Source organism: Actinoplanes aureus, from assembly GCF_015704865.1.
Taxonomy (GTDB): domain Bacteria; phylum Actinomycetota; class Actinomycetes; order Mycobacteriales; family Micromonosporaceae; genus Actinoplanes; species Actinoplanes aureus.
In genome coordinates this window covers 1-11,800 of the sequence record NZ_JADQTO010000001.1, presented here as the reverse complement: position 1 = coordinate 11,800, position 11,800 = coordinate 1, and the positions used below count along the sequence as shown (strand labels likewise).

The window sequence follows — 11,800 nt, the reverse complement described above, 5'->3', positions numbered from 1 at the left end:
ACCAGAAAGAGGTTTTCAGCTTTCGGTTCTGCTTGCCCGGATCTTGTGGCCGACGCCGGTCAGGCAGCGGCCGCTGGGCAGGTCGAACTTCCAGCCGTGCAGCTGGCAGGTGAGCACGTTGCCGTCCACGATGCCGAAGCGGGACAGGTCGGCCTTCAGGTGCGGGCAGCGGCGCTGCACGGTCCAGTCGCCGAACTGGATGTCCTCGGCGTCGACCGCCTTCTCGTGCTCGTCGTACCAGCCTTCGGCGTACTGCAGGCGCTCCTCGGACAGGCACTTGAAGAACGCGTAGACGAACTCGTTGTACTGCCCGATCCGGGCCGCGGAGAAGCGGCAGGAGAGGAAGAGCGAGTTCACCCAGTCGCCCTCGTCGATGAAGATCAGGTGCTCGATCAGCTCGCGCTGGGTGCGGAAGCGGTAGCGGACCTTCTCGTCGGCGTAGGGACGGACCTGCTTGCCGGGGAAGTCCACGACGATCGACTCGATCTCCTCGCCCTCGTAGGAGACCAGGTCGAAGCGGACCGGGCCGCCGACGCCCTTGGCCAGGTAGATCGACTCTTCGAGCAGCGGCTCGATCCGCTTCTTCAGTTCACCGAGCACGTCGATCTCGGGGTGCCGCCAGGACGCCTTCTCGGCCTCGATGATCGGGCGCTTGCGCTCGCGCATCTCCTCGAGGTGCTGCTTCTTGTTGGCGAAGAACTCGTCGATCGGCACCGGGTGCGTCGTGGTCGCGCTTTTGTCCTTGTTGATTTCGCTCACGCTGCCGGGCAGCAGCACGATGCCGTTGGTGCCGCCGACCTTGGCGTATTCGGACATGAAGACCGACTGGTCGGGGAAGATGTTGCCCTCGTCGCCGTGGATGTCGTTGAACTGCCACAACTCGTCGTCGAGGAAGCACGGCGGGCCGGCGATCGGGAAGACGTGGTCGGCCTTCAGGTCGTCGATGTAGCGCCAGGTGCGGTCGAACTGCCGCTCCCGCTTCTGCTTGCCGAACGCGGTCTTCGCGTTCTCCGGCAGCTCGTAGACCATCGGGTACCAGATCGCGCCGGAGAATTGCAGCATGTGCGCGTGCACGTGGCCCAGCTCGTTGAAGCGGGTCAGGTCGGCCGGGCGGGCGTCGTTCTGGTTCAGCACGCGGATGCCGTCGTACTCCACCCAGAGTGACGAGTCACCGATCGGGCCGTCGGTCGGGCTGATCAGCGCCTGGATCATCACCTTGAGGCCGCCGTCCAGCTCGTGCACCTCGTCGGACTTCGTCCGCAGGAAGCTGGTGAAACCCAGCTCCCGCAGCTCGTCCTCGAGTTGACTGGTCGGGTACTCCGGCAGCAGGACGGTCGCCTTCTTGCTGATGAACCGCTTCAGGTGCTCCGCGTCGAAGTGGTCCCGGTGCAGGTGGGAGACGTACAGGTAGTCGACGTCGCCCAGGGTCTCCCAGTCCAGCTGCGAGTTGTCCGGGAAGGGGAACCACGAGGCGAAGTACGCCGGGTTCACCCACGGATCGCACAGAATGCTGCCGGCGGCGGTGTCGATCCGCATGCTCGCGTGGCCGGTGCCGGTGATCCGCACTAGATCGCTCCTCAAATTCGGATTCTGACCGCTCTTGAAAGTACAACCGGGTTGCCGGGTGCCGCCCGCCGACCCCGTGACACACTGAGATCCGACGTTGGCGAACATCGACGAGGAGGACCGGCCCGTGGCCGCGGAAGAACACCACGAAGAGGTTTACGCACCGGACCAGCTCAAGCCGGGAAACCGCAAGCGGGCCCAGCGTGGTGCGATCATCTCGGCCGTGATCCTGCTGCTCTTCTTCTGGGGCAACCAGCAGGGCAACACCGAGAAGGTCTGGCTCGTCCTGATCGCCCTGGGGCTGATCGGCGTGGTGATCGGCGACGTCGTGCTGCGCCGTGCCGGACTGCGCCCCAACGACCAGTAACCCGCCGCACAGCAAAAGAGGGGGCCTAGGCCCCCTCTTTTCGTTGTCGTGGGTCAGCGCCGGCGCAGCAGGATGTCCTTGACCTCGCGCAGCGCCGCGTCGACCTCGGCCTCGAAGTAGCCGTTCGGCACCAGGCCGAACTGGAGCATGTCGAGGTCGTTCTCGTTCACCGGCATCGGGCCCCGGCCGGTCATCGCCTGCAGGATGCCCTCGAAGAGGCGATCCACCTGCATCGGGTCGTAACCGCTGCCGAAGCGACGCGGCTGGAACGTCCGCCGCAGCTGATCCACCCGGTACAGCTCGCCACCCGGCTCGCCCAGCGGCGGACCGAGCTGCGGCTGCGGCGGGCCGTAGCCACCGCCACCACCGGGCGGGCCGCTCATCGGGGCACCCGACATCGGCGAGCCCGGCATCGCGTTCGGCATCTGCTGCTGCGGGCCGCCGTAGCCACCGCGCTGGTCCCGGTCCGGCATCCGGATCTCGGCCGTCATGTCGGCGCGACCGTGCCGGCCCGGCTCGAAACCGTCGAAGCCGGTGGGCTCGTCGTAACCACCCTGGTCGTAACCGCCGCCGCTCTGGCCGCCGTATCCGGGCGGCGGACCGGGCCGCTGCGGGGGCTGCTGCTGCTGGCCGTAACCGGTGGGCTCGTCGTACCGCCCGCCGTACGGATCCGAGGGCGGCAGCTGCTGCTGCTGGCGCTGCGGCATCTGCGGAGGCATCATCCGGTCGTCCCGAACCGGTGCGGGGAGACGCTCGGTCGGGGGCGCCATCCGGCCGGGAGCCTGTCCCATGCCGGGCCCGCCCATGCCGGCCGCGGCGCCGAACTGCGGCTGTCCCGGGCCCATCCCGGGCGGCGGGCCGGCGGGCGCCTGCTGGGGCTGGCCGAAGCCGCCCGGAGCCTGCTGCGGGCCGCCGAAGCCACCCTGGCCACCCATGCCGGGTGGGCCGGCCGGGGCCTGCTGGGCCGAGAGCCCGCTCCGCATCGAGTCACGCATCGGGTCGGGTGCCGGACGGCCGCCCCGCTCCTCGAACTCGGCGAGCTGCCGCTCGACCCGGTCCAGGTGCAGGTCGACCTGCCACTCGTCGTACCCGCCGAAGCGCACCCGGAAGACGACGTCGTGCACCTCCTGCGCGCCGACCGGCGGACCGACCTGCTCACCGGCCAGGGTCGCCTCGACCCGGTCCAGGAAGGCATCGACCTCGTCGACCTTGTAGCCGCGCCGCAGCGCACGCCGCCGGAAACGCTGTCCCTGACTCGTCACAACGTCTCCCACTCCGCTCGCTGGGACCTGCGCCCAGTCACTGTGCCACCTCCGCGTCGGCTGCGGCGCCCCCTGCGCTCGCGTGCGTCAGCTCTCCCGCGGCCAGTTGGCCGCATGCGCCGTCGATCTCCCGCCCCCGCGTGTCCCGCACAGTCGTCGAGACGCCGGCCTCTCGAAGCCGACGGACGAACTCGCGCTCAACCGGCTTGGGGCTCGCATCCCACTTGCTGCCCGGCGTCGGGTTGAGCGGGATGAGATTCACATGGGCCAGCTTGCCGCTCAGAAGGCGGCCGAGCAGGTCGGCACGCCAGGGCTGATCGTTTACGTCCCTGATCAGGGCGTATTCGATGGAGACCCGACGGCCGGTCTGAGCCGCGTAATCGAACGCGGCATCGAGCACCTCGGCCACCTTCCAACGCTGGTTGACGGGCACAAGCTCATCGCGCAGATCATCATCGGGGGCGTGCAGTGACAACGCAAGAGTCACAGAGAGCTGTTCGGCTATCAACCGCCGCATTGCGGGCACCAAACCCACCGTGGACACGGTGATGTGCCGTTGTGACAGCCCCAGACCCTCCGGCGCCGGCGACGTGAGCCGCCGCACGGCCTCGATCACGCGCGGGTAGTTCGCCAGTGGCTCGCCCATACCCATGAAAACCACGCGGGAGAGCCGCGGCGGCGAACCGGTGACCGCGCCCGAAGCGGCCACGCCGGCCAGATAGACGACCTGGTCCACGATCTCGGCCACCGACAGGTTCCGGGTCAAGCCCTGCTGGCCGGTGGCGCAGAACGGACAGGCCATGCCGCAGCCCGCCTGGCTCGACACGCACGCGGTCACCCGATCGGGGTACCCCATGAGCACGCTCTCCACCAGCGCGCCGTCGTGCAGACGCCACAACGTCTTACGCGTCGCGCCCTCGTCGCACGCCTGCTCCCGCAGCGGGGTGAGCAGCGTTGGCAGCAGGTCGGCGGTGAGGCGGTCGCGGGTGGCGGCCGGCAGATCAGTCATCTCGGCGGCGTCCCGGACCAGACGGCCGAAGTAGTGGGTGGAGATCTGCTTCGCGCGGAAGGCCGGCTCGCCGAGGCCGGTGACCGCACTCCTGCGGCCTGCGAGATCCAGGTCGGCGAGGTGGCGCGGCGGCATGCTCGGACGGCGACGGGTGGTCACCGCGTCGGGCTGATCGGGGCTGATGGGAATGACCGGAAGAATCGTCATGGCATATCCAGCTTCTCACGCCTGCTAACTCGGGGTGATGATCGAGAAGAGCAGGTACGCGGTGGGCACGGCGAACAGGATCGAATCCAGCCGGTCCATCAGACCGCCGTGGCCGGGCAGCAGGTTGCTCATGTCCTTGATCCGCAGGTCCCGCTTGAGCATCGACTCGGCCAGGTCGCCCAGAACCGCGACCACCGAAATCACCGCACCGAATAGCAAACCCCAGTAAACCGGCACGTCCAGGAGGAAGAAAAGGAGCGCGCTGCTACCGATCGCGGCAGCCGTCATCGAGCCGGCGAAGCCCTCCCAGGACTTCTTCGGGCTGATCTTCGGGGCCATCGGGTGCTTGCCGAGGAACACGCCGGAGGCGTAACCGCCAGTGTCGGAAAGCACAACGGCGGCCAGCGTGCAGATCACCCGCCAGGCGCCCGCCTTCGAGTCCTCACTGCTGTCGGTCTGCACCAGCATCGCGGCGAAGCTCAGCAGGAACGGGCCGTAGACGGCGGTCAGCACGGTCGGGGTGAAGTCCCGCTTCACCGCGGCGACGCCGTCCGCCAGCCGCCACAGCATCGCGGCACCCACAGTGACCAGCAGGCCGATGGCGAGTGCGTCCGGACCGGCCCACCACGCCAGGCCGACCATCAGGGCGCTACCGGCGATCAGCGGGACGAGCGGAGGGCGGCTTCCGGTGACCGACAGCGCGCGGGTCATCTCCCAGACGCCCACCCCCGATGCCGCGACCAGAACCACGAGCAGCGCCCTCGGCTCGATGAGCAGCGAGGCGAGCACGAGCACGCCGAGGCTGAGCCCCACCCCGATGGCCGCCGGAAGGTTGCGACCCGCGCGGCTGGGGCCCTCTTTCTGCCCCTTGCCGGCCCGGCGCTTGCCCTTGGCGCCCTTCGGCGCCTGGTCCGGCACGGTCATCGGTACGGCCACCGGCGGGTCGGCGCCCGCCGGCTCGTCCGCGTGCCAGGCCGGACCCGGGTACACCGAGTCGGCCGGCGAAACGCCGGAGGGGTCGTAGACGTACGGCGCCGGCACGCTCGTGTCGTCGCCGGAGGCCTGCCCGGCACGCGGATCGAGGTACGACATCAGACTTCGAGCAACTCAGCTTCCTTGTGTTTGAGGAGCTCGTCGACGACCGCGACGTAGCGGTGGGTCAGGTCGTCGAGCTCCTTCTCCGCACGACGGCCATCATCTTCACCCGTCTCGCCGTCCTTGACCAGCTTGTCCAGCTGCTCTTTCGCCTTGCGGCGGACGTTACGGATGGCGACCCGGCTCTCCTCGGCCTTGTGGCGGGCCACCTTGATCATCTCGCGGCGCCGCTCCTCCGTCATCTGCGGAAGGTGGATGCGCAGCTGAGTGCCCTCGTTGTTGGGGTTGACACCGAGGTCCGAGTCACGGATGGCACGCTCGATCGGTCCGAGCTGGGACGCGTCGTACGGCTTGACGAGCACCATGCGCGGCTCCGGGATGCCGACCGAGGCCATCTGCGTCACCGGCGTGGGCGCGCCGTAGTAGTCGACCAGAATCTTGGAGAACATCGCCGGAGTGGCCCGGCCGGTACGGATGGCGGCGAACTCCTCCTTGGCGTGCTCGACCGCGCTGTCCATCTTCTCTTCGGCCTCGAAGAGGGTTTCCTCGATCACCGGCTCTTCTCGCCTCCTTGCTGTCTTCGGTGGTGCGGGATGTGGGGACGTCCGGCCGCTCACGCGGTGATGAGGGTGCCGATCTTCTCGCCGGCGCACGCGCGCACGATGGTGTCGTCACCGTCCGCGCCGAAGACCAGCATCGGCAGCTTGTTCTCCTCGCACAGGCTGAACGCGGCCTGGTCGGCCACCCGCAGCCCGCGCTGGAGGATTTCCTGGAAGGTGATGTTCTCCAGCTTGCGCGCGTCCGGATCGACGCGGGGATCGGCGGTGTAGACCCCGTCGACGCCGTTCTTGCTCATCAGCACCATGTCGGCGTGAATCTCCAGCGCCCGCTGGGCGGTCACGGTGTCGGTGGAGAAGTACGGCATGCCGGCGCCGGCACCGAAGATCACGACGCGGCCCTTCTCCAGGTGCCGGATCGCGCGGAGCGGGATGTAGGGCTCCGCGACCTGTGCCATCGTGATGGCGGTCTGAACGCGGGTCTCGATGCCTTCCTTCTCCAGGAAGTCCTGGAGGGCGAGGCAGTTCATCACCGTGCCGAGCATGCCCATGTAGTCAGCCCGGTTACGGTCCATGCCGCGCTTCTGCAGCTCGGCGCCGCGGAAGAAGTTGCCGCCGCCGACCACCACGGCGACCTGGATGCCACGCCGGTTCACGGTGGCGATCTGCCGCGCCAGCGCCTGCACGACGTCGGGGTCGACGCCGACCGCGCCACCGCCGAAAACCTCGCCGGAGAGCTTGAGGACGACCCGCCTCGGCCGCGAGGTCGGCGGGTTGTGATCGTCAACCGTGGCGGACTGCTCGGTCACCATCGTCATGAGACCCGCCTTCCCTTCCCTTTCAACAGCAGACCCTATGCGACCGGGAGGCCGGACGCTGCAATCGCGTGCCCGACCTCCCGTGCCAATGAAGAACGGAGCCTTACTCCTGGCCGACCTCGTAGCGGACGAACCGGGTGACCTCGATACCGGCCTCGGCGAGGACCTGCTTGACGGTCTTCTTGTTGTCGACCACCGAAGCCTGCTCGAGCAGGACGAAGTCCTTGAAGAAGGAGTTCACCCGGCCCTCGATGATCTTTGGCAGCGCCTGCTCCGGCTTGCCCTCCTCGCGAGCGGTCTGCTCGGCCACGCGACGCTCGGTCTCGACGGTCTCGGCCGGGACCTCTTCGCGGGTCAGGAACTTCGGGCGCATCGCGGCGATCTGCATGCCGACGCCACGGGCGTCCGCGTCACCGGCCTCGTCGGTCTTGCCGCTGTACTCGACCAGCACGCCGACCTGCGGCGGCAGGTCCTGCGCCTTGCGGTGCAGGTAGACCGCGACGTTGCCGTCGAGGACCGTGAAGCGGTTCACGACGATCTTCTCGCCGATCTTCGCGGCGTAGTCCTGCACGGTCTCGGCGACGGTCTTGCCGTCCTCGAGCGTGGCGGCGAGCAGCGCGGCGGCGTCGGCCAGCTTGTTCTGCTCACCGAACGCGACCAGACGCTGGCCCAGCTCGACGAAGTCGGTGGTCTTGGCGACGAAGTCGGTCTCGCAGTTGAGCTCGAGCAGCGCCTTGCCGGAGTGGGCGACGATGCCGTTGGCGGCGGTGCGGCCGGCCCGCTTGCCGACGTCCTTGGCGCCCTTGATGCGCAGGAACTCGACGGCCTTGTCGAAGTCGCCGTCGGCCTCGTCGAGCGCCTTCTTGCAGTCCATCATGCCGGCACCGGTGAGGTCGCGGAGCTTCTTGACGTCCGCGGCGGTGAAGTTAGCCATGGCTCTTCTCTCGATGTCAGTCGGAATCGGCCGCCGCCGCCCTCCGTGCGGCGGCGGCCGGAAGCACGTCGGTGGACTTACTCGGCGGGAACGGCGGCAGCCGGGGCCGGGGCGGCGGCAGCGGCGGCCGGGGCGGCCTCGTCGGCAGCCGGAGCGGGAGCAGCAGCCGGCTCGGCGGCGGCAGCCGGGGCGGCCTCGTCGGCCTTCTTCTCGGCGCCCTCGTAGAGGTCGCGCTCCCACTCGGGCAGCGGCTCGCCGGCGGCGACGGTGCCCGCCTCGGGCTTCTCGTCGGCGCCGCCGCGGCCACGGCCGGAGCGGGCGATCAGACCATCGGCGACCGCCGCGGCGATGACCTTGGTCAGCAGCTCGGCGGAACGGATCGCGTCGTCGTTGCCCGGGATCGGGAAGTCGACCTCGTCCGGGTCACAGTTGGTGTCCAGCACCGCGATGACCGGGATGTTCAGCTTCCGGGCCTCGTCGACGGCGATGTGCTCCTTCTTGGTGTCCACGACCCAGATCGCCGACGGCGTCTTGGTCATGTCACGCAGACCGCCCAGGGTCTTGGTGAGCTTGGTCTTCTCGCGGAACAGCTGGAGGGTCTCCTTCTTGGTGTAACCGGCGGCGGTGCCGCTCAGGTCACCCAGAGCCTCGAGCTCCTTCATCCGCTGCAGACGCTTGTACACCGTCTGGAAGTTGGTCAGCATGCCGCCGAGCCAACGGTGGTTCACGTACGGCTGGCCGACCCGGGTCGCCTGCTCGGCGATGGCCTCCTGCGCCTGCTTCTTGGTGCCGACGAAGAGGATGTGGCCACCCTCGGCGACGGTGTCCCGCACGAAGCTGTACGCCTTCTCGATGTAGTCGAGGGTCTGGCGCAGGTCGATGATGTAGATACCGTTGCGCTCGGTGAAGATGAAGCGCTTCATCTTCGGGTTCCAGCGCCGGGTCTGGTGCCCGAAGTGGACACCGCTCTCCAGCAGCTGGCGCATGGTCACGACGGCCATGGTGGGTAACTCCCTGATCTTCCCTGGTTGTCACGCTCACCGGCGGTGAGCGTCCTGGCGCCCGGGCAGCGGCCACGGTCGGGCCCGACGAAGATCGGGACCAGGGAGGGCCGCCGCCGACCGGAACTGGTTGATCACCGGTCGGAGGGCGCGCGAGGTCGACCGCCTGGGCGGTCGCCGTCGACAAGCATACGCCAAGCGGTGCGACCGCCCGGGGGGCGGGATCAGCGCCGGAGCCGTCAGGCCACGGCGAGGCCGGCCGCGAGCAGGAGGATGAGGCCGGCCGGCAGGTAGGCCATCGGCGCGCGCAGCCACGAGTCGCGGCTGATCGCACCACCGCCGGCCGCGAAGAGCCCGAAACCGGTAAGCGCGAGACCCAGAGTGAGCAGAACCGCCGGGACGATGTCGCGTGGGGTCGGGTCACCGGCGAAGGTCGCGCCGGCCAGCAGCCGGAGGACCGGTAGGAGCAGAATCACCACGGCGACGGTCAGGATGACCGAGGAGATCGGGCGCCGGGTGCGATACACCCCGTCGGTCGGGTGGTTCGGGACAACCGGTGGGATGAGGCTGGTCGGTTCGCCCATCGGTGGTGCGGCTTCGGGCACCGGCATGCCCTGCGGCGCGGGCTTGCTCTCCGGCGCGGGCTTGCTCTCCGGCGCGGGCGTCGGACGGATCGCTGGATATTCCGGACCGCGGACCGGGATGCGTACGGCCTCGTACGCGGCCCCGGTCTCCGGCGCGGCTGCCGCGGGCTCTCTCTGCTCCGGCAGCCGGAAGGAACCGGATATCTCGGAGTCATCCGGTTCTGTGGTGTAACGGCGGCCGGTGTACCAACTGGGCTCGGAATCGTCGGCGTATCGATGCTCCACGTCTTGGCACCGTAAGCGACCGACGGGTTTCGATCCACCGCCTCGCGCTTATCACACCGGGACGGGTGTCGAACGGCGATCCACAATCACGGGCTGTCCACAGGGCGCCGCGCAGCGTCACCGGATCTGTGCCAGCGTCCCGGCTCATGACGACTGAGCGACGGGCGGTCGGTGACTACGGCGAGCGGATGGCCGCCCGGCACCTGGCGGACGACGGCCTCATCCTGTTGCATCGCAACTGGCGGTGCGCTGACGGCGAGGTGGACCTCATCCTGCGCGACGGCGACGACGTGGTCTTCTGCGAGGTGAAGACGCGGCGCACGGCGACCTTCGGTCCGCCGGCCGCCGCGGTGGATCACCGCAAGATCCGCAAGCTGCGGCTGCTGGCCGGCCGATGGCTGGCCCAGAGCGGGGTACGCCCACGGCAGATCCGCTTCGACGTGGTGGAAGTGCTCCCGCAACCCCGCGGCGCCACCCGGCTCGTCCACATCCGGTCGGCGTTCTGATGAGCTACGCCCGCGTGCTCTGCGTCGGCCTGGTCGGGGTCGCCGGTCACCTGGTCGAGGTGGAGGCCGACCTCTCCACCGGGCTGCCGGCGGTCGTCCTGACCGGGCTGCCCGACACCGCGCTCAACGAGGCCCGAGACCGGGTTCGCGCCGCCATGGTCAACTCGGGCCAGGAATGGCCGAACCGCCGAATCACGGTGAACCTCCTCCCGGCCGCACTGCCCAAGCACGGCAGCGGATTCGACTTGGCGATCGCCGCGGCACTCCTCGCCGGCGCCGGCGAACTGCCGCCGGCCCCGCTGGACGGGGTGGTGCTCCTCGGCGAACTCGGACTCGACGGCACCGTCCGCCCGGTCCGCGGTGTCCTGCCGATGGTCGCGGCGGCGGCCCGGGCCGGCATCACCCGGGTCATCGTGCCGCTCGGCAACGCCCGGGAGGCCATGGTGGTGCCCGGCGTGGCCGTACGCGCGGTCGACTCGCTGCACCGCCTGGTCGAGTACGTCCGGGGAACCGCCCCGCTCCTGGACCCACCATCCGCGCCGACGGCACCGCCGGCAGGCGGCCCGGATCTGTCCGACGTCGCCGGCCAGCAGACCGCCCGGTACGCCCTGGAGATCGCCGCCGCCGGCGGCCACCACCTGGCCCTCTTCGGCCCTCCCGGAGCGGGCAAGACGATGCTCGCCGAGCGCCTCCCGTCGATCCTGCCCGAACTGGACGACGAGGCCGCCCTGGAGGTCACCGCCCTGCAGTCGATCGCCGGCCTGCTACCGCCCGACGGCCGGATGATCCGCCGCCCGCCATTCCAGGCGCCGCACCACAGCGCCAGCTTGGCGGCCCTCGTCGGCGGCGGCACCGGCCTGGGCCGGCCGGGCGCCCTCTCGCTGGCACACCGGGGCGTGCTCTTCCTGGACGAGGTGCCGGAGATGGCCCAGGCGACCCTGCAGGCGCTGCGCCAGCCGCTGGAGAGCGGACGGGTCGTCATCTCCCGAGCTCGCGGCACCACCGAGTACCCGGCACGGGCCCAGCTCGTGATCGCGGCCAACCCCTGTCCGTGCGCCTCCCCCGCCGGCGACCAGCTCTGCGGCTGCACCCCCGTGGTACGCCGGCGCTACCTGGGCCGCCTCTCCGGCCCCCTGCTCGACCGGATCGACATGAAGATCACGGTGCTGCCGCTGACCGCGGTGCAGCTGATCGGCGCCTCCGAACCCGGCGAGTCCTCATCCGCGGTAGCGGCCCGGGTGGCCCGCGCCCGAGCCGCCGCCGCGAGCCGCTGGTCCGCGGGCGGCTGGCGGGTCAACGCCGACGTGCCCGGCCCGCATCTGCGCCGACCACCTTGGCGTCTGCCGGCCCGGGACACCGGCATCCTGCACCGTGCTCTCGACCGCGGGGCGCTGTCGGCTCGCGGCTTTGATCGCATCCTGCGGTTGGCCTGGACCATCTGCGATTTGGACGGGCGGGAGCGGCCGAACGCGGGTGATGTGGGTGAGGCCTATCAGCTCCGCATGGGGGAGCTGCTAGGCCGTGTTTCGTAGGGCGCGGAGCCATTGGTTGATGGCGGCGATGGTGACGGTGGCTTCGTAGCGCACGGCGAGCTTGTCATACCTTGTGG

At 69.6% G+C, this 11,800-nt stretch carries 12 protein-coding genes; 3 read left to right on the top strand and 9 right to left on the bottom strand.

Annotation, left to right across the window (positions count from 1 at the left end):
• Nucleotides 1-15 precede the first annotated feature (15 nt).
• Entirely contained in the window at nt 16-1,566 is a 1,551-nt protein-coding gene (locus tag I4J89_RS00060; protein WP_196412200.1) for a Rieske 2Fe-2S domain-containing protein, read from the bottom strand.
• A 97-nt stretch (nt 1,567-1,663) separates the two neighbouring features.
• On the opposite strand from I4J89_RS00060, the gene I4J89_RS00055 reads away from it, so the two are divergent.
• Nucleotides 1,664-1,933: a DUF2631 domain-containing protein gene (locus I4J89_RS00055; protein ID WP_230858144.1), complete on the top strand. Its 270-nt coding sequence runs from the start codon at nt 1,664-1,666 to the stop codon at nt 1,931-1,933.
• A gap of 53 nt (nt 1,934-1,986) precedes the next feature.
• Here the strand turns inward: I4J89_RS00055 and I4J89_RS00050 are convergent, their stop codons facing one another.
• The 8 genes from I4J89_RS00050 to I4J89_RS00015 form a co-directional block, all read right to left on the bottom strand.
• On the bottom strand, nt 1,987-3,195 hold the full coding sequence (locus tag I4J89_RS00050) for a DivIVA domain-containing protein (protein ID WP_196411694.1): 1,209 nt from the start codon (nt 3,193-3,195) through the stop codon (nt 1,987-1,989).
• Between the two features lie 37 nt (nt 3,196-3,232).
• Nucleotides 3,233-4,411 carry a dual-specificity RNA methyltransferase RlmN gene (rlmN, locus tag I4J89_RS00045; protein WP_196411693.1) on the bottom strand — a complete coding sequence of 393 codons (1,179 nt, stop codon included), beginning with the start codon at nt 4,409-4,411 and terminating at the stop codon, nt 3,233-3,235.
• Nucleotides 4,412-4,435: 24 nt separating this feature from the next.
• Entirely contained in the window at nt 4,436-5,503 is a 1,068-nt protein-coding gene (locus I4J89_RS00040) for a phosphatidate cytidylyltransferase (protein ID WP_196411692.1), read from the bottom strand.
• Complete coding sequence (gene frr, locus I4J89_RS00035; RefSeq protein ID WP_196411691.1) at nt 5,503-6,060, bottom strand: ribosome recycling factor; 558 nt, start codon at nt 6,058-6,060, stop codon at nt 5,503-5,505. The genes I4J89_RS00040 and frr overlap by 1 nt, the downstream gene beginning before the upstream one ends.
• 59 nt (nt 6,061-6,119) lie before the next feature.
• Nucleotides 6,120-6,881 carry a UMP kinase gene (pyrH, locus tag I4J89_RS00030; protein ID WP_196411690.1) on the bottom strand — a complete coding sequence of 254 codons (762 nt, stop codon included), beginning with the start codon at nt 6,879-6,881 and terminating at the stop codon, nt 6,120-6,122.
• A gap of 103 nt (nt 6,882-6,984) precedes the next feature.
• Nucleotides 6,985-7,815 carry a translation elongation factor Ts gene (tsf, locus tag I4J89_RS00025; RefSeq protein ID WP_196411689.1) on the bottom strand — a complete coding sequence of 277 codons (831 nt, stop codon included), beginning with the start codon at nt 7,813-7,815 and terminating at the stop codon, nt 6,985-6,987.
• Between the two features lie 77 nt (nt 7,816-7,892).
• Nucleotides 7,893-8,816 carry a 30S ribosomal protein S2 gene (rpsB, locus tag I4J89_RS00020; RefSeq protein ID WP_196411688.1) on the bottom strand — a complete coding sequence of 308 codons (924 nt, stop codon included), beginning with the start codon at nt 8,814-8,816 and terminating at the stop codon, nt 7,893-7,895.
• A 239-nt stretch (nt 8,817-9,055) separates the two neighbouring features.
• Nucleotides 9,056-9,685 carry a hypothetical protein gene (locus I4J89_RS00015; protein ID WP_196411687.1) on the bottom strand — a complete coding sequence of 210 codons (630 nt, stop codon included), beginning with the start codon at nt 9,683-9,685 and terminating at the stop codon, nt 9,056-9,058.
• 146 nt (nt 9,686-9,831) lie between these two features.
• Here I4J89_RS00015 and I4J89_RS00010 point away from each other — a divergent pair, with 146 nt between their 5' ends.
• Both I4J89_RS00010 and I4J89_RS00005 read left to right on the top strand, forming a co-directional pair.
• A complete protein-coding gene (locus I4J89_RS00010) occupies nt 9,832-10,191 on the top strand; it encodes a YraN family protein (protein WP_196411686.1) in 360 nt (119 codons plus the stop codon).
• A complete protein-coding gene (locus tag I4J89_RS00005) occupies nt 10,191-11,723 on the top strand; it encodes a YifB family Mg chelatase-like AAA ATPase (RefSeq protein ID WP_196411685.1) in 1,533 nt (510 codons plus the stop codon). The genes I4J89_RS00010 and I4J89_RS00005 overlap by 1 nt, the downstream gene beginning before the upstream one ends.
• Nucleotides 11,724-11,800 lie beyond the last annotated feature (77 nt).

What these genes read in the sequence shown, in the direction of transcription:
- rlmN (WP_196411693.1), bottom strand. Translation starts at nt 4,411, where the DNA reads ATGACGATTCTTCCGGTCATTCCCATCAGCCCCGATCAGCCCGACGCG.
- I4J89_RS00040 (WP_196411692.1), bottom strand. Translation starts at nt 5,503, where the DNA reads ATGTCGTACCTCGATCCGCGTGCCGGGCAGGCCTCCGGCGACGACACG.
- pyrH (WP_196411690.1), bottom strand. Translation starts at nt 6,881, where the DNA reads ATGACGATGGTGACCGAGCAGTCCGCCACGGTTGACGATCACAACCCG.
- tsf (WP_196411689.1), bottom strand. Translation starts at nt 7,815, where the DNA reads ATGGCTAACTTCACCGCCGCGGACGTCAAGAAGCTCCGCGACCTCACC.
- rpsB (WP_196411688.1), bottom strand. Translation starts at nt 8,816, where the DNA reads ATGGCCGTCGTGACCATGCGCCAGCTGCTGGAGAGCGGTGTCCACTTC.
- I4J89_RS00010 (WP_196411686.1), top strand. Translation starts at nt 9,832, where the DNA reads ATGACGACTGAGCGACGGGCGGTCGGTGACTACGGCGAGCGGATGGCC.
- I4J89_RS00005 (WP_196411685.1), top strand. Translation starts at nt 10,191, where the DNA reads ATGAGCTACGCCCGCGTGCTCTGCGTCGGCCTGGTCGGGGTCGCCGGT.